Source organism: Paenibacillus typhae (assembly GCF_900099765.1).
In the GTDB taxonomy this organism is placed as follows: domain Bacteria; phylum Bacillota; class Bacilli; order Paenibacillales; family Paenibacillaceae; genus Paenibacillus_AQ; species Paenibacillus_AQ typhae.
The window spans coordinates 113,383-138,890 of record NZ_FNDX01000001.1 but is presented as its reverse complement, the minus strand read 5'-3'; the positions used below and the strand labels follow the sequence as shown (position 1 = coordinate 138,890).

The window sequence follows — 25,508 nt, the reverse complement described above, 5'->3', positions numbered from 1 at the left end:
GAGCTCACCCTTTCGTTTCCGGCTGGTACTGCAGATAGATTTTTTTGAGCTCATTGGCGACCCGGGTCAGGGAATACTGGCTCTTTGCTTTATCCCATGCGGATCTCGACAGCTCATAACGGTAGCCGGGATCTGCAATCACCTTTTCGAGTGCATCGGCAAGTGCGTTCTGGTCATCCGGGTTGACCAGCAGACCGTTGACCCCGTCTTCAATCTGCTCCGGTATCCCGCCGACATTTGTACCGACCAGGGCTAGACAGCTTAGCGCAGCCTCCGCAAACACGGAACCGAATGCTTCCGCCCTTGACGGGAGTACAAAAATATCAAAAAACGGCATGAATTCTTCAGGATGCAGCGTATAGCCGTAAAAAATCGTTTCATTATAAATTCCGAGCTCCTGCGCCAGCGACTCCAGCTCCCCGCGCGAAGGGCCGTCTCCGATAATATGCAGCACATATTCATGACCGCGGTTTTTCAGCTCTGCACAAGCCCTGAACAGGATATCCAGGCCTTTGGCAGGAACCAGCCGCGTAACCGTCACCAGCTGCGGAATACTGTTATCATGCGGAACCGGCTTAAATCTTTTTTCGTCAAAACCGTTCGGGATAACCCCGATGTTCGCAGGATGATCTGTATAAGGTGCCAGATAATCGGCAAATGCGTTCGATACTGTCATCAGCCGGTCGCTGACATGCTCAAGCTCGCGGTATATGGAGACCAGAAACTGATGCTCTATTCCGCCTTCCTGGATAGCGCCGTTAAGGATCAGCTCGCGTTCGTAACTGGAGTGCAACGTCTGAATCAGCGGAATATCCGGATAGATCCTCTTCATCGCCAGGCCGGCAATCGGATGATGGGCATGAATCAGATCATACTGCTTGCTCATCCGCAGCTTGGTCCACCAGATATAGTCACGGTAGGTCTGGATATATTTTTGCACAACCGGACTTTCGCCGTACACCGTCCAGTCAAACGTTTCAAAGACAATCTCTTCGCGTCCCTTGTTCCGAATCCGCTTGGGCAGCCAGAACAAATCCATATCCCAGCGGCTGGAGCGGAACCGCTCCTGCAGGTAAGGAATCATGGAAGATACGCCGCCGGGCTGCTCCGGCGGGAAGAATAGCGCTTGCAGCAAATTCATAAGGTACATCCCCTTTTCGATTGCCCCGATTACGGTGAGACTCGGCAATTATGATATAGTTATATATATGTACATATACAGGCAACGCTGAGGTCCCATATCTTGATTTTATCGGTATCCACCTGAAACAGCAAGGAATAAGAACACTTGAGCCTGTTTTGAAATCAACCAGAGGAGAATGACTTATGAATGAAGAACGGCTGCCCGCCGCTTTTACCACTGCCATGAAAGAGCTGCTGGGGCAGGAGGCGGACGCTTTTCTGCACAGCTACACGATGCCGCGGACCCAGGGCTTGCGGTTCAACACTTTAAAAAGCACCTCCGGCAGCGCCCCTGCCAGCCAAGCAATTACGCAGTTCGGCCTGACTCCGGTTCCCTGGTGCAGTACAGGTTATTATTATGAGGACCCTGCCCGCCCCGGCCGGCACCCCTTCCATACTGCCGGACTATATTATATTCAGGAACCGTCAGCAATGTCCGCGGCCGAGCTGTTGGCACCGCTGCCTGGTGAAACAGTGCTTGATATGGCTGCTGCGCCAGGCGGCAAAACCACCCACCTCGCCTCCCTGATGCAGGGACAGGGCCTGCTTGTCTCCAATGAGATTCATCCCGAACGCGCCAAAATTCTGGCCGAGAACGTCGAACGTCTGGGTATTCCCCATGCGCTCGTAACCAGTGCTGCTCCCGACGAGCTGTCACGGCGTTTCCCGGAGGTCTTCGACCGGATTATGCTGGATGCTCCCTGCTCCGGTGAAGGCATGTTCCGCAAAGACCCAGCAGCCATCCGTGAGTGGTCCCCTGACCATGTCCGGATGTGTGCATCCAGGCAGTGGGATATTCTGCAGGATGCCTATATCATGCTGAAGCCGGGCGGCAGTATGGTTTATTCGACCTGTACCTTTAACCGCCAGGAGAACGAGGAGACAATCGCCCGTTTTACAGCAGCTTATCCCGATATGGAGCTCATTACGGCCAAACGGCTCTGGCCTCATCTTGAGAAAGGCGAGGGGCATTTCGTCGCGCTGCTGCATAAAGCACCAGCTTCAGCATCCGGTGACGCGGTCAGCACCCGCAATAAACGCGGCGGCGGAAAAAGCAAAAACGGCCCTCGCGTAAACGCTTCGGTCCGTGAGGCTTATCAGCAGTTCCTGGACTGGGCCGCCAAGGAGCTGCCCGGCTACAACGTGCAGGGTACACCAGTGTTGTTTGGAGAGTCGCTTTACCTGCTGCCTGAAGCGTTTAATGAACGTTTGCATACCGGCCTGCTGGAAGGCCTCAAGGTCCCGCGCGCCGGGCTGCATGTAGCGCATTTGAAGAAAAACCGGATTGAACCGGCCCATGCCCTGGCCATGGCGCTTTCACCGGAGCAGGCTGCACGCAGCTTCGACCTGTCTGCTGACAGTCTGGATATTCAGGCCTGGCTGCGCGGTGAGAGCCTGCCGGTTCCCGCTGAGCTGCACGGCTGGACGCTCGTCTGCGTCGAAGGCCTGCCAATCGGCTGGGGCAAAGCCAGCTCGGGCCAGCTGAAGAACCATCTGCCCAAGGGACTGAGAATCCTGAAAGCCCATCTTGACGAGTCTTAGGCAGCTGACCAGTTCAGCCCCCCCTTATATGCATATGATGTCATTATCCCAAGGACACCGCAGCTGGTGCAGACGCAGCAATGGGGATCAGACATAAGTTAAGGGAGGAATCAGACATGGGTGCAATGCCAGGCTTTACTTCGACCGGTGCAATTTTGGTGCTCTTTATCCTGCTCGTCATCATTTCCCGTTCGTTGTTTGTCTAATTCCGTCCGCAGGTTTATGCGACAGTGACACCAAGCGGCTGCGCCGCCCTTCCCGGGGCCGTGCAGCCGCTTTTTGATCTGAAGGCTAAGCTGGCGGGCCGCTCGGCTTGTGGAGAATGGGCTGCTGCCTGTAGCCGTTTCTCACTTCCCGGTTCCCGCCACTCACTCCCCCACTCCCGCTTCCCACTTCCCATTCCCGTTACTCATTCCCCACTTCTCACGTTCACACTTCCCACTTCTCACGTTCACACTCCCGCTTCCCACTTCCGTTTCTCATTCCCCACTTCTCACTTCCCACTTCCCGCCTCTCACTCCCCACTCCCGCTTCCCACTTCCTTTTCTCATTCCCCACTTCTCACTTCCCACTTCCCACTTCCCGCTTCCCACTTCTCACTTCCCGCTTCCCACCTCCCGCCTCCGGCCTCCCGAATCTAGTTGGATTTTGGCCACTTAATTACTCAGTTTTCCAATATTTCAGCTCATTAAGTAGAAAATCGTCATCTAAATTAGACCACAAACCCCTTTTTGCACAAAAATCGGATAATTAAGTGCCGTTTTTCCAACTAATACTCTATTCTCATTGTTTGGAGAAGTATTAGGTGGCGAATTTCCACTTATTACTTCGATGGCTCCCAAATATATGGCGGTCAGATCAGATAACACATACCGAATTCATTATCCAGCACAAATTCATCCGTCACCAGTCCGTCCATTCCCGTCTAAACACCACACCCCCTCCCGTCACACCGCCCAAACTCAAAAAAAGCATAAATCAGCGCCATAAGGCACTGGTTTATGCTTGGGAAGATTATAATGCAATTATGGCCGGAGTTGCTAGAGGCAATATTTCACAAGTGCATCCCGAACACCATGCTCGTTATTCGTGCCTGTAATGGCATCGGCGGCCGCTTTAACCTCAAGCGGAGCATTATCTACGGCAACGCCCAGGCCGGCATAGGTCAGCATCGAGATATCATTGTAATAGTTGCCGATAGCCATTACTTCCTCCTGCGCGATACCGAGCCTTGCGGCTAGATTCTTGAGCGCATTGCCCTTGGAGGCTTCATGATGCATGAAATCGGCAAAAAACTCGCCGCTGCGCAGCATATTATACTGCTGGGTCCAGGTGCCCCATTCCCGCATGGCCTCATCCAGCACCGCAGACTTGGTGAACACTGTAAATTTGACAATCGGTTCGCGGAATTCCTCCCACGCCGGCAGGGAGGCCGGCATGATCCGGAAGTGCTCATACATATAGTTGGCTTCCTTGGTCAGATTCTCCACGTTGTCCACATACATCTCGAAGGCCGTGCTGACATCGAAATGGATGTCATGCTGCCGGCAGTATTCGATATACGGATCGAGGCCGCGGCCGTCCATCCCGTATTGATCAAGCACCTTGCGGTCACTGACCGATACCGTCGCCCCGCCGTTGTGTCCAAGGACATACCCCGTGAGTCCCAGCTCCTCCATAAAAGGAATTGAGTTCTGCGGGCTGCGGCCGGTGCACAATACGATTTGGCCTCCCCGGCGCGTCACCTCGGCAATCGCTTCTTTATTTTCGTCACTCAGCTTATGATCATCATTCAAAAGCGTTCCGTCAACGTCCAGTGCAATCAGCTTGTATTTCATACCCCCACCATCCTTGTCTTTCTATTTCTGCCCGGCTGTACTAAGCAAGCTTATCAAACTCAGGTCAATGAAAACCCGTTAATATATTTAGCCTATATAAAATCGACCCGGACGCTCACGCCGTCAAACCGCAGATTCTCCAGCCTCGCCAGTTAACAGCGCCAGCTCTGCGTCGGTCAGCTCCCGGCAGGCTCCAAGCGGCAGACTCTCATCCAGCTTCAGCTCGCCCATCGAGACCCGCTTCAGAAAGGTCACTTTTTTGCCTACAGCGATAAACATCCGTTTAACCTGATGGAACTTCCCTTCTGTAATCGTAAGTGAAATGTACGAGATGGTCTTGCTTCCCCGCTCGCGGCCAAGAATGCTCAGCTGTGCAGGCAGGGTCACATAACCGTCCTCCAGCTCAACCCCTTTGGCAAAAGCCTCCACATCCGCAGCATCCACATCCCCTTCTACGGTAGCTTCATAGGTCTTGGGCACATGCTTGCGCGGGGAGAGCAGCTCATGGGCCAGCTTGCCGTCATTGGTCAGCAGCAGAAGCCCGACTGTATCCTTATCCAGCCTGCCGACCGGAAATGGCTCGAACAGGGCATGCTCCGGCTTCAGCAGATCCAGTACCGTACGGTCCCGTTTATCCTCTGTAGCTGACAGGACACCGGCTGGTTTGTTCATCATCAGATACACAAATTCACGGTAGCGGACAACCTCACCGCCCACCTCAATTAAGTCTTTATAAGGATCGACATGAAAGCCGCTGTCTTTAACGACAGTGCCGTTCACGGTAATCAGGCCCTGCTTGGCCTGCTTGCGGATATCACTGCGTGAGCCGATGCCCATATGGGACAGCACTTTATCAATGCGCTGCTTCTTGCCGGCATTACTAGATGCGCTCATGCTTAGGTCCACCTCCATCCTGCGGGATATTCATTCTTCAGCATACCGTCCTGCCATTTGCCCCAGCCTGCACTGAATCCGTCGATGCAGACCAGGACATATCCTTTGGGGGAGCTGCCGGGCTGCACAGCCAGCCGCTGTTCGGGAACAGCAAGCGTCTCGCCTTTCAGATAGGACACGGCTTCACCATTTGTGCTGTCCAGTGACAGGCTGCGGCCGCTCTCGGAAGGCTTCAGCGCCGTCGCCAGCGGATGGCCGGGAATGAACCGGCCGCTGCGCAGCTGGCCCATATACCAGCCCGGACGGATCGTTTTGAGTCCGTCCAGGGCTGAAGACGGCAGCGGCGAGACGTACAGATGCTCGCCGAACAGCACCGGGAAGCCGGCCGGCTGCCAGCCGAGCTGCTCCCGGCAGAACCCGGCGAACGCGGCCAGCGCCGCATCGATGCCGGAGCCCTGCGGCCGCTGCCCGCGCGCGCCGCCGCCTTTGCCTTGACCGCGGCCGCCTTTGGCCTCGCGGTCTTTGCCGCCGCCCGCCTTGACCGGCCGGGCGGCTGAACCGCCCTTGCTGCGCACGGAAGCCGGGAGCGCGGTATCCGCGTCCCCGTCACTTCCTGGCGCAGCGGCACTGCCGTCATGGCGCAGCACCGCCATGAAATGGCCCTCGCCCTTGACCTTGTGCGGCCACAGCCGCGCGGCCTCGGGGAGTCCGTCCAGGCCCGGCGCGAACCAGCCGGACCCGCCCGCCGGGACCGCCGTAAACTGCGGATGCCCGGCGAGGAATTCCAGGATCGACCCTTCATTCTCCTCCGGGGCGAAGGTGCATGTCGAATACACAATCGTACCTCCAGGCTTCAGCGAATCCGCTGCGGCGAGCAGTATCTCCCGCTGCATATCGGCATACTTCCGGGGAGTCCCCGGCTCCCACTGCTTCACCATGTCCTCGTCTTTCCGGAACATGCCTTCTCCGGAACAGGGTGCATCAATCAGAATCCGGTCGAAAAAGCCCGGAAAAGCCGCAGCAATCCGCTCCGGGCTCTCGTTCAGCACAATACCGTTCCTTACGCCGTACAGCTCCAGATTTTTAGCCAGCGCCTTGGTCCGGTCCGGATGGAGATCATTGCTGATCAGCAGTCCTGTGCCCTGAAGCTTAGCAGCGATCTGGGTAGACTTGCCTCCCGGCGCAGCACATAAGTCGAGCACCCGGTCACCGGGCTGAATAACCAGCAGCTCAACCGGCGCCATGGCGCTTGGCTCCTGGATATAGTACAAGCCGGCATGGTAATACGGATGCTTACCCGGCCGTGCGCCTTCTTCCGTATAGAAGCCTGTAGGACACCATGGGATAGGCTCAAGGTCAAACGGAGAGCGTTCGAGCAGCTCCGGAACCGTAATTTTCAGTGTATTGACACGGATACCCGCATAAGGTGTCTCCTTATAGGTTTCCGCAAATTGCTCATATTCTGTCCCCAGCAGCTCCTTCATCCGCTCTGTGAAAGTGCCGGGCAGTTGTGCTGCCATGATGCTGTCCTCCTGCTTGTGTTACCTGAATTTTGGGGATCAATAATCAAGGAACACCCCTGCGGGTGCTCCTGATTTGGTGCTCCTATTATTGCGTCGTTATTTGCGGTGCCCTTTCGCTGGTCTTTGCGGGCCGCGCCGCTGCGGCCGGTTAGGCACAATGCCAGACGCAGCCAGCTCTACTTCCTGTGCAAGCGCCGGATCGGCAACTTCAATCGTCAGGTCGTAATAAGCAAACGGCCTTTCAGCGTAGTGATTGAGCTGTGAAGCATACAGCCCTACCTCCTGCACCAGCTTGGCTAGATTAATGCCCAGCGTCTCGCCGGGATACGTTCCCAGCACGCTATGTGACCTGTTCATCATGATCATGCCGCCGCGCACATTACCGTTTCGGAAATGATACAGTCCGACTGCCACCTGCAGCAGCGCTTTGTATAAAGGGTCTTTGTCGTTGGCGAGCCACAGCTCTTCAAGCACCTCATGGCATTCAAAATAATCCCTGTCCCGGTTAAAGTAGACCAGATATGCCAGGTACAGCGGTTCATAGGCCATCCGGCAGACTGTCCTTTTTGGCATTCGAGATCAGTTCGCGCACATGCTCCAGCAGCTGCTTCATCGCTTCCATGTCCTGCGTCTGCCAGATCTCATTGAAGCGGTTCTGGCTCTCAATCGCCTCATTCACCAGATGATAGAAATACAGCTGGTGGATCGCGGTAAGTACCTGTGTGGTTGTATTGGAGTTTTCCTCGAATAGCTTCTGCGCCTCCAGAATTTCTTCACGGATGCTGGACATTTCACTGTCCAGAATCGATGCGGCTTCTGCTGCCGTCTTCAGGCGCAGCCGCATTTCATCCGGCAGGCTTTCGCGGTATTTATAGTTCAGGGAATGCTCGATGGTGGCCCAGAAATTCATTGCCAGCGTGCGGATCTGAATTTCGGCCAGTACGATCTTTTGTCCCAGGGCAGTCTGTACCGGATATTTAATAATCATATGGAAGCTGCGGTAGCCGCTTTCCTTATAATTCGTAATGTAATCCTTCTCATACAGCACTTCCAGATCCTTGCGGGCACGGATATATTCCGCCACTCTGCGGATGTCCTCAACGAACTGGCACATGATCCGGATGCCGGCGATATCCTCAATGCCTGTCTCCAGATCCTCCATCTTCACGTTCAGACGCTTGGCCTTTTCCAGAATGCTGGACAGCCGCTTTACACGTCCGGTTACAAATTCGATCGGTGTGTATTCCTCTCTCTTTTTGAGCTCCGAGCGCATTGTTTTGAATTTAACCTTGAGTTCCTCCACAGTCTGTTCATATGGAAGCAAAAAAGTTCCCCAGTCCCTGCCGTCCATCGCCTTCGTCCTCCTGTCCATTCATCCTTCAGTGATGATCGGCGCCCACCGCTTCCAGGATATGAGAGAATCCGTCCCGCCGCAGGAGCTGCCTTAGTCCGGCATGCAGCCGGCGGTTAACCTCCGGTCCTTCATAGATGAGCGCCGTATAAATTTCAACCAGGCTTGCGCCTGCCCGGATTTTGTCATACGCATCCTGGCTGCTGAATATTCCGCCTGAGCCGATAATCGGCAGCTTGCCGCCGGTCTGGCGGTAAATGCTGCGGATAATTTCCGTCGACCGGTCCCTGAGCGGCTTGCCGCTCAGCCCTCCCGTTTCCCCGGCTTTGTCGCTGGTCAGCCCCTCGCGGCTTAGCGTAGTGTTAGTTGCAATAACACCGTCTACTCCAGCTTCTGAAAGCGTATGTACCATAAATTCCAGTTCGCTGTCACTGACATCCGGAGCTATTTTGACCAGCAGGCTTTTGGCCTTGGCCTTGCCGCTCTTGCTGTGCTGGACCGCCATCTCCTCCTTCACCTCAGAGAGCAGCTTCGACAGCTCACTGCCATGCTGCAGACTGCGCAGGTCCGGCGTGTTCGGCGAGCTGATATTAACCACAAAAAAATCACCGTACGGATACAGCGTGCGGATACACTTGCGGTAATCCTCATGCGCAGTTTCATTCGGAGTGGATTTATTGCGCCCGATATTGACCGCTACCGGTATCCTGCGCTGCTTAAGACCTTTCAGGCGATCTGCCATCGCCTCTGCGCCTTCATTATTGAAGCCCATCCGGTTGATGAGCGCTTCATCAGGAATCAGGCGGAATAGTCTTGGACTGTCATTGCCCGGCTGCCCTACGGGCGTTACTGTGCCGACTTCCATAAATCCGAAGCCGATGGATGAGAAGCCGCCGACCGCCTCCGCATTCTTGTCGAGACCGGCCGCAAGGCCAACCGGTGTAGGGAAATGCACACCGAACAAATCAACTGCCATATCCGCAGTTTCGGGGACACCGTACATAAGCCGCATAGCCGCGCTGCCGCCGGGAACAAATGCCGCTTTGTTTAATCCGCCGATTACGAGATGATGCGCTTTTTCCGGGTCCATTTTAAAGAAAATAGGTTTGCCTAAATGCCGATACAGCAACGTTCTCGCTCCTTCAAGGGATTACCCGAATCGTCCTCCGATTCCCCGTTTCATTAGTTTTCTTCTTAATTTTATCCGTTTCCGGGCGAAAAGAAAAGTTTTTTACCCTATGGATCTTCCATGCTGAGGCCGGGAGTATAGTAATTTTCATCCAAACCCATTACAATGTAAGGGTAATCACCGATAAAGAGAGAAAGAGGGATGGCTATTATGTCAACAAAACGCAAACCTCCAACACTTCAGCAGAAGAAAGAAGAAGTGAACCGCAAAGCAATTCTGTGGATTAGTGCAAGTCTGGTCCTGCTGATTCTTCTGATTATCGTTCTGTTTCTGGTAGCGGGCAACTAATTTAGCCAGTGGTAGACTTTATTGGGGTTCGTCTGATTGCCGGGTGCTTCTGAAGGATAACGATCCGCAGGAACCAGCAGTTCTTCAGGCAGACCCCCTTTACTAATCTGCACCTTCGTACCCATCGGTACCATGGCGAATAGCTCCTCCACATCCTCACGGCTCATCCGGATACAGCCCAGCGATTCATCCTTGCCGATGCTCTCCGGCTCATCTGTTCCATGAATGGCATAATTGCTGTCCGATAGCTGCATTCCCCTGCTGCCGAATTCCCCGTTGTCGCGCCCGTTAGGGTTCACTACCTTATCTGTGATGGTAAAAGTCCCCTCCGGCGTCCTCGCGCCGCCCAGTCCCACTTTATAATTTCTGATAATAACGGAGCCGCTGGTTACTGCCAGGCGGTGATTTTGTTTATCTACTATTATAGTGAGCGGTCCGGTAAAAAAGGGCAGCTCCTGCCCTCCGCTTCCGGCGGCGGCTGCATTACCTCCGGCGGCTTCCCCGCTGCCGGAAGCTGTTTCCTTACCGCCCGGGTCTGCCGCAGGCTGCTGTGCTGCTCCTGCGGCTGCCACATTCCGTACAGAGGCGAATTTCTCCTTCATCAGGGGAGTAGTTCCGCCCAGCCAGTTGCCGGGAAATGCACCGGTAAGTGCGGCGAGGGATGGCGGAAGACTGCCTTCGCTGCTTCTGTAAGCGAGCATAGCGCTCCACAGCACAGCCAGCTGCTCCTGCTGCCGCTGCCACTGTCCGGCCTGCTGCTGCAAGGCTCCGGCTTCCGGCGGCTCGCAGCGGCAGCCCGCCTTATCATAGGACTGGTATACAGCGCGGCCCTTTCCGCTCTGGACCACGGTTGCGGCCAGCGGAAGCTTTTCTTTCCATAGCAGCCACTTCCCGGAGCGCTCCATCGCCAGAATTGCTGTAGCTGAACGGGCTCCGTCCCGCAGCAGCTGCGCAATCGCCGCTCCGGAGGCTGCGGCGTCACTGCCCATTGCCGTGAAAGCCAGCCCTGGCTCCGGCTCTTCAGGCGCATTCACCTGCTCTGCCCCGGTTTTATCCGCTGCAGGTTCGACAGAGGCGTCAGCCGCTTCACTAAGCAGGGACGCCAGAGCTGCCCCGCTCCCCGCGTCCGTGCCGGCTGGAACTGCGGACGGCAGGAACACGAGCAGGGTAAGTGCCAGCGCAACCAGCAGCCGGCGTTTGCGGAGCCCGGCCTGGTGGCGTTCATGCTCCACCTTGAGCAGGCCATCCTCATATTCACGCAGCATGTCTGCCGGAACTTTGCTGCGTTCAAAAGCTTCATACACTTCTCCGGCCTGATTGAAGCAATAGTTTGCCTTCCCCTGCTGGCCGTTCTTATAGTATTCCTTACCAAGCAAGTACCATGCCATCTTGTTATCGGGGTGCATTTGGACATAAGCCTTGAGATGCTGCGAATTTTTCATCTGGGCCTCCGCGGGTAATGGATTCTTTATACCTTATATCGGCCTGTCCAAGCAAAAAAGACATCCCCGCCGGTCAAAGCCGGCGTAAAGATGTCTTTATGTGTATACAAGAATCAAATATAAGCCTGTATCTTATATCCGGCCCTCATATCCGGTGCGAAACCGCCAGCCTGTAAGATTAGCCTTCCTTATTGAAAGGAGCGTCCGCAATTTTGATGGAATCGGTTGGGCAGCCGTCAGCCGAATCCTGCAGATCGTCGAACAGATCATCAGGAATCACTGTGCATCCGCGGTTTCCGTCATTCTCAAAAATCACTTCTGCCAAGCCTTCATCATCGTAATCAAAAATATCAGGAGCCGTTGCGCCACACGCACCGCAAGCGATGCAAGTGTCTTTCTCGACCCAGGTGTACTTAGCCATTTTATCTCTGCCTCCCGTTGAACAATACAGCCTGCAGCAGCAGCCTGTTATTTCACTCATATTAATATAAAAAGCATACAATTTCAATGAATTTTCAACATGTTTACAGTTTTGCTGCATAATCTGTCGGATATAAGCTTTGGCGGCCGCGGGATTCTGTCAGTCTTTATCGTGGTCCACCTGCCGCAGATTATCCTTTTGCAGTGAGGTACCGCGCTCCTTATGGTTACGCAGCCGGGCGGAATGGCTGCCGCTGAGCATTCCGGCGGTAAGCACGGCATTCTCACCGAATTTGTTGCGCAGCATATCCATGGCCTTGTTCAGGGATTCCTTCTTCGGCTGCCGTTCATAATCGAACAGGTCAAGCTGAATTGCCGACTCTTCCTTGGGGCTAAGGTTCTGCAGGGTTACGCCGAGCAGCCTTACGGGCTTGTCGCCTTTCCAGTGGCGGGCAAACTGATCACACACAACCTTGTAAATATCCTCGGCGGTTTCTGTCGGGGCCTCAAGCTGTCGGGAGCGTGTAATGGTCTTCATATCAGGGGTACGGATTGTAAGCTGCACGCCTGAAGCCACCAGTCCCTGCTTCCGCAGCCGCCTTGCCACCTGGTCACTGAGATTGAGCAGGATTGGCCTTGCATCTGCCAGCCCGACCACATCCTTGGGCAAGGTTGTCGTATGTCCGATGGACTTGCTCTGTTCACGCTCAGGATTAACCACTCCGTAATCAATGCCGTTACCGGCCCGTTTCAGCCAGGAGCCCATCACCCCGAAATGGTCTGTAAGCATCCGCTCGTCGGCTGCCGCAAGCTGGCCTATATTGTAGATTCCCAGCTTGCGCAGCTTCTCAGCCGTCTTGCCGCCGATCCCGAACATTTCACCGCACGGCTTGTTCCACAGCACCTCAGGTACATCTCGCAGGCGCAGCACGGATATACCGTTCGGCTTTTTCAGATCCGAGGCCATTTTAGCGAGAAGCTTGTTGGGTGCAACGCCGATCGAGCAGGGAAGACCCAGCTCATCCATAATCCGCCTCTGTATCTCCCCGGCAATTTCCAGCGGAGTGCCAAACTGTTTGGAGCCGGTAATATCAAGATAACATTCATCGATTGAGACCGCTTCAAGCAGCGGGGTATAGCTATAGGCAATCTGCATAAAAGCATTGGAATATTTGCGGTATAGATGAAAGTTCGGCTGAATAAGAGTTAAGGACGGGCATATGCGCAGCGCTTTTTGCACCTGCATTCCTGTAGATATCCCGAGTCTGCGGGCTGCATAGGAACAGGTTACAATGATCCCCCTGCGCTGCTCGACACTCCCGGCAACGGCAGTAGGCTTGCCTTTATACTGATCCGGGTCCTCCGCTTCATGCACAGAGCAGTAAAAAGCGTTCATATCCACATGCAGGATAACCCTTCCGCTTGCCGGATAATATTGGTCTACATTATGCACAATATCTACCTTCTTATCTACATGGTTTCCATTGTTCAATTCAGCATAACGCTTTTGTCTGCAGGAGGTCAATTAAAGACGTATCTCTCCTGTAAAGTTCTTTGTTACATTCCCGCGTAAAAATGCTATAATATAAAAATTATTTCAATACGTAGCTGATGCTTCCGAAGACAGTTTTGCGCGAAGCCGAATCAATGGAGCAGATGCTCACAAAACTTAGCATATGCTTTCGGAGCCAGTTTTGCACGAAGCAGTTCGTGGAAGCCATGCTCACAAAACTTAGCATATGCTTTCGGAGCCAGTTTTGCACGAAGCAGTTCGTGGAAGCCATGCTCACAAAACTTTTAGGAGGAGACTTAATGTCTAAGTCCATTTCCATCTTCGATACGACACTTCGCGACGGCACACAAGGCGAGGGCATCAGTCTGTCGGCAGATGACAAGCTGAAGATTGCCAAGAAGCTCGATGATCTCGGTGTGCATTACATTGAAGGTGGCATACCGGGTAGCAACAATAAAGACATTGAGTTTTTCAAACGGGTCAAGGAATTGTATCTGAACGCCAAAATCACCGCCTTCGGCAGCACCCGCCGCAAAAACTCCATCGCCGAGCATGATGACAATCTGCAGAGAATGATTGATGCCGGTGTGCCTGCAGCTACGCTGGTCGGCAAATCTTGGGATTTCCATGTGCATACTGCACTGCAGACCACGCTCGAGGAGAATCTCGCGATGATTGGCGACTCCATCTCCTATCTCAAGCAGAAGGGCCTTGAGGTCATCTTCGATGCCGAGCATTTCTTCGACGGCTACAAAAACAATCCGGAATATGCTGCAGCCGTGCTGGCCAAAGCCCGGGAGGCGGGTGCAGACTGGCTTGTCATGTGTGATACGAACGGCGGTACCCTGCCTAATGAAGTATACGACATCGTAACTTCTGTTTCGGCCCATCTTCCCGGCGCTGCTCTGGGCATTCACACCCATAATGACTGCGAGCTTGCTGTTGCTAATGCATTGAGTGCAATCAACGCTGGAGCGCGCCAGGTACAGGGCACCATCAACGGGTACGGCGAACGCTGCGGAAATGCCAATCTGTGCTCCATCATCCCGACGCTTCAGCTCAAGATGGGCTATCACTGCATACCTGGCGACTCTCTGCCGCAGCTGACCAACACCGCCCGTTATGTAAGCGAAGTTGCCAATGTGAATATGCCTGTGAATCAGCCTTATGTCGGAGCAGCCGCGTTCGCGCATAAAGGCGGCATCCATGTCTCGGCAATCCTCCGTGATTCCCGCACATATGAACATATTGCCCCGGAGCTGGTCGGTAACAAGCAGCGGGTACTCGTCTCGGAGCTTGCCGGCCAGAGCAATGTGCTCTCCAAAGCCCAGGATATGGGGCTGAGTCTTGACCCGACCAGCGAGCAGGCCCGCAAAGTCATTGACAAGATTAAGAATCTTGAACATCAGGGCTATCAGTTTGAAGGTGCCGATGCCTCCCTGGAACTGCTGCTGCGTGAAGCAACCGGTGAGCTGAACGAGCTGTTTGTCTTTGAATCCTTTAAGATGCTTGTTGAAAAAAATGCCGGCCAGCCTGTAGTCTCCGAGGCCTTCGTTAAGCTACGCGTAGGCGGTGACAGCCTCTATACTGCTGCCGAGGGCAACGGTCCAGTCAACGCGCTGGATAATGCGCTGCGCAAAGCGTTGAAGACCTATTTCCCGCGGCTTGATGAAATGCATCTCTCCGACTATAAGGTACGTGTTCTTGATGAGCAGGATCAGACCGCTGCCAAGGTACGCGTGCTGATCGAATCGAAGGATTACAATAATACCTGGAGCACGGTCGGAGTATCCAGCAATGTCATTGAGGCCAGCTGGGAAGCACTCGTAGACAGTATGCGGTATGCCCTGCTCGGACAGATCTCTTTAGAGAATGAAACCACACACAGCAGCGAGCCGCGGGGTCTGGTCAATCACTAATATCAGCCTGCCTCCAAGCCTCACATCATGAAGCCCCTCTGCAGCGGGAGACTACAATTCCCGGACCGGCAGAGGGGCTTCATTTCCGGATGCTGAATGCTCAGGAGCCGGTCAGAGCTATTATTTTTTTCTCCAGTTCTTCTCTGGTCAGGGCACCCAGCACAACCTCGGTGATCTTGCCATTCTTGTCAATCAGCACATTGGTCGGGAAAACCTGGCCCCGGTACCGGTCAAACACTTCGCCTTTGAGATCAAACATAACCGGAAAAGCCAGCATATACTTCCTGATGAACCGCTCGGCATTCGGCTTATAATCCTGGCTGGTCACGTTAACTCCGTAGATATCCAGCACATTTTTGTATTTCAGTGCCATCGCATTCAGCTCCGGCGCCTCCTGCCGGCAGGGATCGCACCAGGAAGCCCAGAAATTCACAATCAGCGCCTTATCCCTCGGACCGCCAACCGTATACTCACGGCCAGCGTTATCCTTGAGCGAAAAGGCTGGGGCCGGCTTACCGGCGCCAATCCCGCCTCCAGAAGCCTGCTGTACTGCCGGAACAGCCTCCGGTTCATCATTCAGCCAGCGTACGAGGACGACTGCTGTAACCAGGACAACAAGTGCCAGGACTGCAACATTCCTTCTATTAACAGCTCTCATCAGATGTCTGTTCCTTTACATATGGGATGGGTTGCTCCTATTGTACCCCCATTGCCGTCCATTTCAAACCATCCAGACACAAAAAAGAGGACTCCGCCCAAAGACGGAATCCCATGAAGAGAGAGGGGTCAATACATGACAGCATTCCAGGGAACAACCCCGCCGGTTTGGCTGGATTCCTCCGTACAGCTCATGCTGGGGAAGCATCTGCTGACCTGTCTTCCGCACGAAGCTTGCGGAATACTGCTGGGTACTGCCGCAGCGGGAGGCATACTCATAAGCAGCTATGTGCCTTTGAGCAACGTAGCGCCTGACCCGCTGCATGCTTTTGAGCCTGATCCGCGGGAATGGGTCAAGGCGCTTTACAGTGACCCGGCCCCCATCGGCCTGTTCCATTCCCATCCAACCTCACCGCCCTGGCCTTCCCCTGCAGATATGCTAGGGCTTGAAGCCCTGGGGCCGGAGTTCAAGGTGTATCTGATCGGCTCTCCGGGAACCGGCAGCGGCCCGCTGCCGGTTCTTAACGGCTTTATTATCAGCCGGGAAAGTACTGAAGGAAAGACCGCTGCGCAATTGCTGCCGGCAGCGCTTCAGGCTCTGCTCAAATAGGCGTAGAGATCACCAAGTGTATCGACCTGACGTCTGTTCGAAATCTCGCGGAGATACGATACCCACAGCCGTGCTGTCATCTTGGCATCCTCCAGTGCGTGATGCCGCCCCTGGATTGGAATATTATGAACGGCAAGCAGCTCATCCAGCGTATAATTGCTGCGCTGCGGCTCCAGCCAGCGAGCCAGCATCATCGTGTCCAGTACACGGTGGGTCAGCTGAACCTTGGAGGTTTTCCACAACGCCGCATTCAGAAAGGATTTGTCATGTGCACTGCCATGCGCCACCAGGACACGCTGACCGACAAAAGCCATGAAGTTATGCAGGCCGTCGATCAATGGTGGAGCCGCAGCCGTCATCTCCTCCGTGATTCCTGTTAGCCTGGTAATATTCTCCGGAATGGCTGTCTGGCATTTTACCAGCGTATAAAAGCATTCTTCTTCCTTAATGTCCTGGCCAACTACCCGGATTGCACCAAATGACATAATTTCATCGCCATGCTGGTGGGAGAAACCGGTCGTTTCAAGATCAAATATGACCGTCTCCAGCTCGGAAAGCGGAGTATGCAGTACTTCCGGCCGCCGCTTCTCACGCATAAGGGACCTGATAAAGGCCATCTGCTGCGCAGTTTGCTGAGCGGATTCGCCGCCTCTTATAGATGCAATTGCGGAGGGCATTCCGCCCTGCCGTAAGTTGTTCCAGAATCCGCCGCCTTTATTCGGCTCCTTCATGACTGCCTCCTTTCCGCTGACCGGAGCTGGCGCTGTAAGGCCCTATGCAGTCTTCTGACCAGCAGCAGACTTTCACGAAGCTCGGACACAAGCTGTTTATTCTTCAGATCATTTTCGGAAATATAATCACTGCTGAGCAGCAGTCCATCCTGTACCGTATGCGGTGTATTCACACGCATCCGCAAAGCGGTCAGGAAGGCCTCGCGGATCTCCTGAAGATATTCGTATTCCCCGAGCACTTCCAGTCTTGCAAGCCGTTTCAGGGTTGAGCTGTCCTTGACCGCATTCAGCAACGCTAAATGCCTTACTATATTAACAAGCGGAATATAAACGCCATATTTAACATCAAATCCGCCGGCATAATCGCCAAAACGTTCGGTAAGCACCTGTCCAAGCAGGTTCAAAGTTGCTTTGTGGCGGACAGTGTTACGTAAAACAGCCGTAGTCAATTTATCATTGCCCACAAAGCCGGCATGAAAGGCTTCCCTCCATTCAGCCGACAGCTCCGCACTTCCAGCCACATGCCTCATATCCGAAGCAATAATGAGATAACGGATGGGCTCCCATTCCAGCTGGCTCATCCAGCTGTTCAGCTGCTCCTTCCACTCCGGCAGCGTCTTCCGCCAAAGCGGCTCAGAGCACATGACTCTGCCTTCACATTTCTCATAACCGACTGCCTCAAGCACATCCGACAGCAGCTCGCCAAAAGCAGTAAAATAGGTCAGCTTAACGTTATCCGGTTCCCCCCCCACAATCAGGCCGTTATCCTGATCGCTCCAAAGGGTGGATTCCTGTCTGCCAGCGCTGCCGAATACAATAAAGGAATAGGCGCAGGGAGGCGGGCCGTAGCCCGCCTCTTTCATCTGCGCCTCACAAATGTTCACCGCAGCCGCAGCAATCAGATCATGCATTGCGTTGACTTTGGACACCCATTCCTCAATCGGAATCACATTTAACTGCTCCAGAAGGGCCTGCTGGCAGGCGGTACGCCTGCCTTTCAGCTCTTGCGGCGAACCGGCTGTTGCGATGGATAGCATTCTTTCATCTTTACTCCACTCTGTCATTTCCATCCCAGCCACGCGGTCCGCCCCCCATCTGTATATAATTACATTTTGTGGGTTTTGGATTCGGAATCTGCAATCAGCTTCATCTGCTCAGGATAGCCGTAAGTACCGTGCTCACTGATATCCAGACCCATCAATTCTTCCTCTTCAGTAACGCGGATGCCCATAACCAATTTCATAACATAAAGGATTACAAAGGACAGTACAGCTACGAATGCGAAGGTTCCGACCACACCAAGTGCCTGAACGCCCAGCTGGTGGAAGCCGCCGCCGTAGAACAGGCCAGGTTCACCTACAAGCGCTCCTTGTTCAATCAACTCAGGAGTTGCGAAGAGACCTGTGGACAACGCACCCCACATACCTGCAATACCGTGTACAGAGAAAGCATAGATCGGATCATCAAGACCTGCACGTTCCAGCCATTGCGAAGTCATGAAAGTGAATGCTCCAGCCACAAGACCGATAATAATAGCAGCCCAAGGCTCTACGAATGCGCAAGCACCGGTGATGGCAACAAGTGCAGCCAGTACGCCGTTCAGCATTGCCGGAATGTCGGATTTACCGAAGTACAGCCAGGAAGCAACCAGTGCGGCCAGACCGCCGGCAGCAGCCGCAATATTAGTTGTCAGTGCTACGTGTCCGAAGAAACCGCCCATAGGAGACAATGCGCTACCCGGATTGAAGCCGAACCAGCCGAACCAGAGGATAATTACCCCAAGTACAGTGAACACCTGGTTGTGACCCGGGATAATGACCGGTTTGCCTTCTTTATTAAACTTGCCGAGACGCGGTTTAAGCAGAATGGTCGCTATTACAGCAGCCGTTGCACCGGTAAGGTGAACAACTGTAGAACCTGCATAGTCCTGCATTTCGAGCGTAGCCAGCCAGCCGCCGCCCCATACCCAGTGTGCTACAACAGGATAGATAATAACGGAGAACAAAATCCCGAAGATAATATACACGCTCAGTTTAGCGCGTTCAGCCATACCACCGGATACGATCGCCAGTGATACTGCAGCGAAAGCCATCTGGAACAGGAATTTAGTGTTAAGCGTTACATCGGAGAAGGCCAGTGACTCAAAAGCTGCGGACATTGAATCTCCACCATAGAAGAAACCATCAAGTCCGATTAAGCCGTTACCGTTACCGAAGCCAAAGGCAAAACCGACAGCCCAGAAGCATAAGCTGGCAATCGCCAGTGTCAGCACTGTTTTACCGGCTACGTGACCGGCATTCTTCATCCGGACCGAACCGGCTTCAAGAAGTGCAAATCCTGATTGCATAAAGAATACTAAGATGAATGCCAAAAACGTAAACGCTGTGTCCAGTCCGATCTGCAAATCCGGTGCTGCCGGACCGTCAGCAGCAAAAGCACTGACCGGATAGATCATCAAGGTAATCATGGCCAGAAACATCATCAATAACTTTTTCTTCATCTTAACCCCACTCCCCAATGTTATATTTTCTAACAAAGCGTGAAACTCTTAATGTCATTATAATCAGAAGTCAGGTAAATTGACAAGACTATTTTTTATTAGTCTGTCCTTTTATTTTTGAATACCATTATTTCTGCACCGTTGGATAGCGCTGAAGCAATACAGCAGGTGAAGTAGTGCCATAACCGCACTCTTAAGCCTCCCCCTCTGCAAACGCATACAACCTCTTTGCATTATATATTGTATTTTTATTAACAAGTTCGATTAAACATGCTGCTCTATTTGGCGGTATTATTTTCTTTATTACGCTGACATCGCAGTAAAACAGTGACAACTGCGCTTTCTTTTCAAGTTTTAAAACAATGCACACGCCTTTCTAAGACGAGTCAGGAGTTTAATATATGACATAAGTGCGTTATGTTTGAAGAATTATCATTAGTATCTTTCATGTTTATACCGCATATACTTAAAGTAAGTATGACGTTTGACTGTACGGTTCGATTTTTGGTATCCTTTTGATATAGATATAATCAATCATTAAGTTAGAAACTTCCGCTCATTAGCGGGAGGATTATACAGCGAGGTGAACCGACATGGGGATATGATCCTTTACCGGATTGGCGAGCTCGCCAAAGCCGCCAGTTTAAGCGAACGGACCATCGACTATTATACGAAGCTCGGCCTGATCAAGCCGGAATCAAGAAGCATGAAGAACTATCGGCTGTACAGCCATGAAACCTTAGCCGCTTTGGAACGTATTAATCAGCTAAAGCAAGAGAAATATACATTGGAAGAAATCAAATCCATGATGGATAAATGGAATGCCGCCACTCCAGAAGCCGATGTTTCGGACAAACTGGCAGAGCTGGAGCTTCAGATGCAGCGTCTAGAACGCGAAGTCAAGGCGCTGGAGCCAATGATTAACGGACTGAAGCCTGTACAGGCCAGACGTGCGCTGGCTGCCCTCATTCCGCAAGGCGTTGCCTGCATGGAGGCGATCAAGCTGCTGCTGACGCAGAATCCGCCAATGTAATTACTCACACACATCATGATGGAGGAATGAGATATGTTTTTATTAGTCATTGTTGCCTTTCTGTTCTCTTTGTGGGCCCAGTTCAGAGTTAAGGGTACTTTTAATAAATGGGCTAAAGTTCCCAACGCAAACGGATTAACCGGTTACGAAGCGGCACGGCGCATGCTGGATGCCAACGGCCTGCACGACGTCCCTATTGAACCTGTTCGCGGAACTCTGTCTGACCACTACGATCCGATTAACCGGGTAGTCCGCCTGTCAGAACCGGTCTATTATGAGAATTCTATATCCGCAGTTTCCGTTGCCTGCCATGAGGTCGGCCACGCCATTCAGCACAAGGTACACTATCCGATGCTGACGCTCCGCCACCGGATGTTCCCTGTCGTTAACTTTGCTTCAGGTGTTGCGCCGTTCATGCTGCTGGCAGGCTTCATTTTCAGTGCCACCAATCTTATCGGGCTTGGAATCATCTTCTTCTCTGCTGCCGTAGCGTTCCAGCTTGTCACGCTGCCGGTCGAGTTCAACGCCAGCAACCGCGCACGTCAGGTTATGGTTGAGCAAGGCTTCATCCGCAACGAGGAAGAACGCGGCGTTGCCAAGGTACTGAATGCCGCCGCGCTGACTTATGTGGCTGCCGCCCTGGTCTCCCTGCTTGAGCTTCTGCGTCTGATCACCATGTTTCTCGGCAACCGTGAATAATCCTCCCTCCGCTGCAAAACACAGCTGAGACAAATAACCCGGAAGGCTCTAGCCTTCCGGGTTATTGTTGTTTTTGTCCTTGAAATAGGTGAGCAGGAAAGTCCTGAACGATCTGGCTACCAGCGGCAGCTTACCGTCGCTGCGGTGAATGATCCCCACCGTCCGTGTAACAGCCGGCTCTATAACTCTAACCTGGGCCGGCTGCATCGGATTCGTCTGGTACAGCGCCGTCTCCGGAAGCAGGCTGACGCCCATGCCGGCGGCAACCAGACCGCGGATGGTATCCGTCTCCCCGCCTTCAAAAGCGATCTGGGGCTTAAAGCCGGCCTGGATACAGGCCTGCCAGACAATCGGTCTCAGGGAGTACCCCTGGCTGAACAATACGAATTTCTCATCACGCAGCTGTTCAAGCCGGATCACCGTTTCACCGGCCAGCGGATGATGCTGCGGCAGGATAGCAAACAGCTCTTCCGTCATTACGATATCTCCGGCTACGTTCCCCTCATTCTCCGGGAACGGTGAAATAAACGCCAGATCCACCTCACCTGACGAAACATCCTTGATTAAGGACGCATAGGTCCCTTGCTTGAAGCGGAACCTGACATTAGGGTAATGCCTGCGGAACTCTGCCACAATGGAGGGAATCAGGTGTGTTCCCAGACTGTGCGGAAAGCCGATACGGATTTCCCCCAGCTCCGGGTCCAGGAATTCATGAACCTCCGCTACAGAGCGCTCCAGATCCTTGAGCAGCGTTTCGACCCGCTTGCAAAAAAGCTGTCCTACAGGCGTAAGCTGCAGATTTCGGCCTTTTTGCATAAACAAATCCACCCCGAGCTCCTGTTCCAGCTGATGAATCTGGCGGCTTACCGCCGATTGGGCTACATGAAGCTCCTCCGCCGCTTTGGTAACGTGCTCCTTTTGGGCAACCTTCAGAAAGTATTGCAGCTGTCTAAGTTCCACTTCCCAACCTCTCCTATCGCCTGCTTCTTTTTAAAAGTCGGATAATCAGCCCGTACAGGAAAAACCCGGCGACCAGTCCGCCCAGATGAGCCATCCAATTGACATATGGAGTAACAAACGACATCACAATCCCCATCATCAGGAGTCCGTACAGTGTCTTACGAGAGCCCTCATCCATCATACCGCGCTGCAGGGTGGCGATATACAGAAATGCGCCGTAAATCGCGTATATCGCGCCTGAGGCGCCTACAGATACAGTAGCGGTATAAGGATCCGGCGTCCCGCCGAGTGCAACCGAAAGTACATTGGCCAGGAATCCGCCGATAATGTACAGAATTGCATAGCGCCACCAGCCCAGCAGCCGTTCAAGCGGGGGAGCAAACACCAGCAGCGAGAAGCTGTTAAAGAAAAGATGGGAAAATCCGTTATGCAGAAACATAGCAGCAAAATAACGCCACAGCTCTTCTTTTTCAGGCCCGTTATCCACCACAGCACCGAGCTTTACAAGCGTATCCAAATTTGTTGAACCGCCGTTCAGCGATGCTATTAAAAACATCACAAGGTTGGCTAACAAAAGAATAACGGTTACGGGATAGTATCGCAGATAGCTTTTCCAGTTTTCGTAACGTATGAATATCATGGCACCCATCCTTTATGTATGTTGTCCGGTTGGACATCAACCTTCTAAAACGATTATAATTTATTCTGGCAGTAACAATCCAATATTGTAACCTGAGGAGGAAACAAGGACATGACGCAAGAAAGAACAGGCGTAGCCGCATTCAAAGGCAATCCGATTACACTGGTGGGACCTGAGCTCAAAGCCGGAGACAGCGCTCCGGATTTCACAGTAAGCAAGAACCTGCTCGAGGAAGCCACCCTGGGTGATTATGCCGGAAAAATCAAGCTGATCAGTGTCGTGCCTTCCCTGGACACAGGCGTATGCGACGCCCAGACCCGCCGCTTCAACAGCGAAGCAGCTGAGCTTGGAGACGACGTTGTCATCCTCACCATCAGCACAGATCTGCCGTTCGCCCAGGCCCGCTGGTGCGGCGCTGCCGGCATTGACCGGGTTATCACCCTGTCAGACCACAAGGAAGCCGCCTTCGGACAAGCCTACGGCGTACTGATCAAAGAATTCCGCCTGGATATGCGCTCTATCTTCGTTATCGACAAGAATGACAAATTAACTTATGTTGAGTACCTTGGCGAAATGTCCGAGCACCCGAATTACGAAGCAGCGATTGCCGCCGTCAAGGAATTGCTGTAGTTCCACCTAGCCGGACGATATAAAAGAAATACGATATGTTAAAAAAGCGGCAGAAGGCTTTCCTTCCGCCGCTTTTTGCTATAGATAACGCATCCTATTATATAGCCGGGTTATTCCGGAAACCGCATACAATCACCGGACAGCAAGCCCGCCAGGTCATTAGTCTGTCTTGTACTTGCCCAGCTTCTTGTCCAGCGATTCATACAGGCGCTGAATTACACGGTAATTGGCACCCAGGTCTCCAAGCGAGCCTCTGGATGCGGAATATATATCGATACCGCAGCGTACCGGCGAGGTATTCAGTACGGATACTGTTATGTCCAGCGTACGTCCAAACCCCGTTCTTTTCTCCAGGGTAATTTCTCCTACGGACTGCACCTCATGCAGAACCTTGTAACCGGGAATCTTCTTCAGTGTTGAAGATACTTCATCCCATGCCTTGTCTTTCGAAAGAGTGTAATAACGTGTCTTTAATGCCGGATCCTTTGCACGGTCGCTAGTTCCGTCATGACTACGGAATATACCGACCAATGTTCTTTTGAGCGACAAAATATTTCCCCCTCTTTTAGTCCCAAGTTCATTATTATCAGTGTAACATTCTTAACCCAGGAACAAAAGAGCATAGCTCACTTTCCTGGACCTCTATGTAAGAAAGGCATCTGCAGACACCGTTTCCAAAAAGGCGCAGCAAACAAAAAGGTACCCTGAATCCGCAATTGCGGGATACAGGGCACCTTGTCAAAATCAGCAGAAAACCCGCCTATGCCGTCCGGCTACAGTGTCTTCTGAACCTGCGAGAGCAGGTGGGTGACCGCAGAAGTCGTTTTTGAATTCCCCAAGTCGTATAGACAGGGCTGTTCAGCCGCGCTCCGTATTAAGTCTCCCGAGACATTATCATTGGTTCAAAACAACGAGCAACCGTAACGTACATCGCAGGATTTATAACTATTATATTGCGTTTTGACGAAAATGTAAACCTGTATGCGCTTTAATTAACACTGGAATAAAATTCTCGTCCCTTTTGGCCTTAGATTGTAACGCAGATGTTAAATCCGTTTAGGTGATCTGGAATTATCCTTATCATCGAAATCATCATCATCGTCGTCATCATCGTCATCGTCATCCGCAAGCAGCCGCTCTGCCGCTTCTTTTTCCGCAGCTTCCTGTGCTTCCAGCTCCTGCTGCTGCTTTTTCTCAGCCTGCAGCTGCAGCTTGTTGTATGTAGCAAAGAAGTTAAAGAAGGCCAGCATAGCAACCAATGTAGGAATGCAGATTACATACAGTACTGGGTACTGCAGACCTATATATACAAGCAACGCAGAACCGATCAGTGTTGAGAACACACGAATAGGCCGGGCGATGGTCAGCAGGACAGAGTTCTTAATAACTTCCTTAAAGGTCATCTGGTAATGAACGACAATTGAGAAAAAGTTAAACATCGACACAAACAGAATGATCATCAGCACCAGCATCAGAATACCGACGATTCTGAAATTGGCCATTTGAGTCATGTATACGGTCACATCTACGTACATTACAACAAACAGCACGGTATAGATGAGTCCCCCAAGCATGCTCTTGAGATAATTTTCTTTGTATCCCTGAAAAAAAGTGCGGAACGTGCTGACATCGGTGTTGCCCATCACCCACTTGCGCACCACCGTAAACAGTGCAGCCGTAGCCGGGAATACCGTAAACGGTGCCAGAATTCCCATTGCCCAGTTAAGCGTAATCTGTTCGTTGGGCCCGCCTGCTGCTGAACCCAGCATAATAATCTTCATCACAGCGATAAACAAAAACGGAATCGAACACAGCCCCCATAGTATATTACTGAAAGCAATACGAGAAATCCATTCCGTGATGCGGTATAAACCGCCCATAGCTCCTTTAAACTCCAATTCCCTTCCTCCTGTCTGTCTCGCGCATACTGCATACCTTAACTATAAC

Annotated in this window: 26 protein-coding genes and 1 other RNA gene; 8 read left to right on the top strand and 19 right to left on the bottom strand. The window is 52.7% G+C overall.

Features of this window, described 5'->3' with window-relative positions; translation table 11 throughout:
• Positions 1-4: 4 nt before the first annotated feature.
• Entirely contained in the window at positions 5-1,141 is a 1,137-nt protein-coding gene (locus tag BLR64_RS00565) for a glycosyltransferase family 4 protein (RefSeq protein WP_090711165.1), read from the bottom strand.
• A gap of 185 nt (positions 1,142-1,326) precedes the next feature.
• Between BLR64_RS00565 and BLR64_RS00560 the strand changes: the two genes are divergently transcribed.
• Together BLR64_RS00560 and BLR64_RS30505 are read left to right on the top strand one after the other, a co-directional pair.
• Positions 1,327-2,724, top strand: coding sequence for an RsmF rRNA methyltransferase first C-terminal domain-containing protein (locus BLR64_RS00560; protein WP_090711163.1), 1,398 nt, complete (start codon positions 1,327-1,329; stop codon positions 2,722-2,724).
• Positions 2,725-2,840: 116 nt separating this feature from the next.
• Positions 2,841-2,930 carry a sporulation protein YjcZ gene (locus BLR64_RS30505; RefSeq protein WP_198536574.1) on the top strand — a complete coding sequence of 30 codons (90 nt, stop codon included), beginning with the start codon at positions 2,841-2,843 and terminating at the stop codon, positions 2,928-2,930.
• A gap of 834 nt (positions 2,931-3,764) precedes the next feature.
• Here the strand turns inward: BLR64_RS30505 and BLR64_RS00555 are convergent.
• From BLR64_RS00555 to BLR64_RS00530, 6 genes are all read right to left on the bottom strand, one after another.
• Positions 3,765-4,562 (bottom strand): HAD family hydrolase, encoded by a 798-nt coding sequence (locus BLR64_RS00555; protein ID WP_090711161.1) that lies wholly within the window; start codon positions 4,560-4,562, stop codon positions 3,765-3,767.
• A 123-nt stretch (positions 4,563-4,685) separates the two neighbouring features.
• A complete protein-coding gene (locus BLR64_RS00550; RefSeq protein WP_090711159.1) occupies positions 4,686-5,456 on the bottom strand; it encodes a pseudouridine synthase in 771 nt (256 codons plus the stop codon).
• Between the two features lie 2 nt (positions 5,457-5,458).
• Positions 5,459-6,976, bottom strand: coding sequence for an RsmB/NOP family class I SAM-dependent RNA methyltransferase (locus BLR64_RS00545; RefSeq protein WP_090711157.1), 1,518 nt, complete (start codon positions 6,974-6,976; stop codon positions 5,459-5,461).
• Positions 6,977-7,075: 99 nt separating this feature from the next.
• The gene (locus BLR64_RS00540; protein ID WP_090711155.1) at positions 7,076-7,528 is read right to left on the bottom strand and encodes a DUF309 domain-containing protein; all 453 of its coding nucleotides are present in this window, start codon (positions 7,526-7,528) and stop codon (positions 7,076-7,078) included.
• The gene (yjbM, locus tag BLR64_RS00535) at positions 7,518-8,330 is read right to left on the bottom strand and encodes a GTP diphosphokinase (RefSeq protein ID WP_090711153.1); all 813 of its coding nucleotides are present in this window, start codon (positions 8,328-8,330) and stop codon (positions 7,518-7,520) included. Before yjbM ends, BLR64_RS00540 begins: the two co-directional genes overlap by 11 nt.
• 28 nt (positions 8,331-8,358) lie before the next feature.
• On the bottom strand, positions 8,359-9,459 hold the full coding sequence (locus tag BLR64_RS00530) for a quinone-dependent dihydroorotate dehydrogenase (RefSeq protein WP_090711150.1): 1,101 nt from the start codon (positions 9,457-9,459) through the stop codon (positions 8,359-8,361).
• A gap of 210 nt (positions 9,460-9,669) precedes the next feature.
• Between BLR64_RS00530 and BLR64_RS30170 the strand changes: the two genes are divergently transcribed.
• Positions 9,670-9,807 carry a hypothetical protein gene (locus BLR64_RS30170; protein ID WP_167360562.1) on the top strand — a complete coding sequence of 46 codons (138 nt, stop codon included), beginning with the start codon at positions 9,670-9,672 and terminating at the stop codon, positions 9,805-9,807.
• Here the strand turns inward: BLR64_RS30170 and BLR64_RS00525 are convergent.
• The 3 genes from BLR64_RS00525 to BLR64_RS00515 form a co-directional block, all read right to left on the bottom strand.
• Positions 9,804-11,249 carry a L,D-transpeptidase gene (locus BLR64_RS00525; RefSeq protein ID WP_090711148.1) on the bottom strand — a complete coding sequence of 482 codons (1,446 nt, stop codon included), beginning with the start codon at positions 11,247-11,249 and terminating at the stop codon, positions 9,804-9,806. The two genes, BLR64_RS30170 and BLR64_RS00525, sit on opposite strands and share 4 nt — an antisense overlap.
• Positions 11,250-11,427: 178 nt before the next feature.
• A complete protein-coding gene (locus BLR64_RS00520; RefSeq protein WP_039872044.1) occupies positions 11,428-11,670 on the bottom strand; it encodes a ferredoxin in 243 nt (80 codons plus the stop codon).
• A 159-nt stretch (positions 11,671-11,829) separates the two neighbouring features.
• Positions 11,830-13,122 carry a DNA polymerase IV gene (locus BLR64_RS00515; RefSeq protein WP_090711536.1) on the bottom strand — a complete coding sequence of 431 codons (1,293 nt, stop codon included), beginning with the start codon at positions 13,120-13,122 and terminating at the stop codon, positions 11,830-11,832.
• Between the two features lie 359 nt (positions 13,123-13,481).
• On the opposite strand from BLR64_RS00515, the gene cimA reads away from it, so the two are divergent.
• Positions 13,482-15,101 carry a citramalate synthase gene (gene cimA / locus BLR64_RS00510; protein ID WP_090711146.1) on the top strand — a complete coding sequence of 540 codons (1,620 nt, stop codon included), beginning with the start codon at positions 13,482-13,484 and terminating at the stop codon, positions 15,099-15,101.
• Positions 15,102-15,201: 100 nt separating this feature from the next.
• Here the strand turns inward: cimA and BLR64_RS00505 are convergent, their stop codons facing one another.
• Positions 15,202-15,759, bottom strand: coding sequence for a TlpA family protein disulfide reductase (locus BLR64_RS00505; RefSeq protein WP_090711144.1), 558 nt, complete (start codon positions 15,757-15,759; stop codon positions 15,202-15,204).
• A gap of 135 nt (positions 15,760-15,894) precedes the next feature.
• On the opposite strand from BLR64_RS00505, the gene BLR64_RS00500 reads away from it, so the two are divergent.
• Positions 15,895-16,368 carry a M67 family metallopeptidase gene (locus BLR64_RS00500; protein ID WP_090711142.1) on the top strand — a complete coding sequence of 158 codons (474 nt, stop codon included), beginning with the start codon at positions 15,895-15,897 and terminating at the stop codon, positions 16,366-16,368.
• On the opposite strand, the gene BLR64_RS00495 is transcribed toward BLR64_RS00500, so the two are convergent.
• The 3 genes from BLR64_RS00495 to BLR64_RS00485 are packed head-to-tail and all read right to left on the bottom strand — an operon-like array spanning position 16,350 to position 19,599.
• A complete protein-coding gene (locus tag BLR64_RS00495; protein WP_090711140.1) occupies positions 16,350-17,099 on the bottom strand; it encodes an exonuclease domain-containing protein in 750 nt (249 codons plus the stop codon). The genes BLR64_RS00500 and BLR64_RS00495 overlap by 19 nt on opposite strands.
• Positions 17,096-18,169 carry a DUF294 nucleotidyltransferase-like domain-containing protein gene (locus BLR64_RS00490; RefSeq protein ID WP_090711534.1) on the bottom strand — a complete coding sequence of 358 codons (1,074 nt, stop codon included), beginning with the start codon at positions 18,167-18,169 and terminating at the stop codon, positions 17,096-17,098. Before BLR64_RS00490 ends, BLR64_RS00495 begins: the two co-directional genes overlap by 4 nt.
• A gap of 35 nt (positions 18,170-18,204) precedes the next feature.
• Positions 18,205-19,599 carry an ammonium transporter gene (locus tag BLR64_RS00485; protein WP_090711138.1) on the bottom strand — a complete coding sequence of 465 codons (1,395 nt, stop codon included), beginning with the start codon at positions 19,597-19,599 and terminating at the stop codon, positions 18,205-18,207.
• Between the two features lie 601 nt (positions 19,600-20,200).
• Between BLR64_RS00485 and BLR64_RS00480 the strand changes: the two genes are divergently transcribed.
• Positions 20,201-20,632 (top strand): MerR family transcriptional regulator, encoded by a 432-nt coding sequence (locus tag BLR64_RS00480; RefSeq protein ID WP_068727857.1) that lies wholly within the window; start codon positions 20,201-20,203, stop codon positions 20,630-20,632.
• 33 nt (positions 20,633-20,665) lie between these two features.
• The gene (locus BLR64_RS00475; RefSeq protein WP_090711136.1) at positions 20,666-21,331 is read left to right on the top strand and encodes a zinc metallopeptidase; all 666 of its coding nucleotides are present in this window, start codon (positions 20,666-20,668) and stop codon (positions 21,329-21,331) included.
• Between the two features lie 48 nt (positions 21,332-21,379).
• Here BLR64_RS00475 and gltC read toward each other — a convergent pair whose 3' ends face one another.
• Together gltC and BLR64_RS00465 are read right to left on the bottom strand one after the other, a co-directional pair.
• A complete protein-coding gene (gltC, locus tag BLR64_RS00470; protein WP_090711134.1) occupies positions 21,380-22,291 on the bottom strand; it encodes a glutamate biosynthesis transcriptional regulator GltC in 912 nt (303 codons plus the stop codon).
• A 13-nt stretch (positions 22,292-22,304) separates the two neighbouring features.
• Positions 22,305-22,931 carry a rhomboid family intramembrane serine protease gene (locus BLR64_RS00465; protein WP_090711132.1) on the bottom strand — a complete coding sequence of 209 codons (627 nt, stop codon included), beginning with the start codon at positions 22,929-22,931 and terminating at the stop codon, positions 22,305-22,307.
• A 111-nt stretch (positions 22,932-23,042) separates the two neighbouring features.
• Between BLR64_RS00465 and tpx the strand changes: the two genes are divergently transcribed.
• Positions 23,043-23,561, top strand: coding sequence for a thiol peroxidase (gene tpx, locus BLR64_RS00460; RefSeq protein ID WP_090711129.1), 519 nt, complete (start codon positions 23,043-23,045; stop codon positions 23,559-23,561).
• A 159-nt stretch (positions 23,562-23,720) separates the two neighbouring features.
• Here tpx and BLR64_RS00455 read toward each other — a convergent pair whose 3' ends face one another.
• From BLR64_RS00455 to BLR64_RS00445, 3 genes are all read right to left on the bottom strand, one after another.
• On the bottom strand, positions 23,721-24,110 hold the full coding sequence (locus tag BLR64_RS00455) for a DUF1499 domain-containing protein (RefSeq protein ID WP_068727867.1): 390 nt from the start codon (positions 24,108-24,110) through the stop codon (positions 23,721-23,723).
• Positions 24,111-24,310: 200 nt separating this feature from the next.
• Positions 24,311-24,503: non-coding RNA, 6S RNA (gene ssrS, locus BLR64_RS00450), on the bottom strand.
• Between the two features lie 104 nt (positions 24,504-24,607).
• Complete coding sequence (locus tag BLR64_RS00445; protein WP_090711127.1) at positions 24,608-25,459, bottom strand: YesL family protein; 852 nt, start codon at positions 25,457-25,459, stop codon at positions 24,608-24,610.
• Positions 25,460-25,508: the final 49 nt, after the last annotated feature.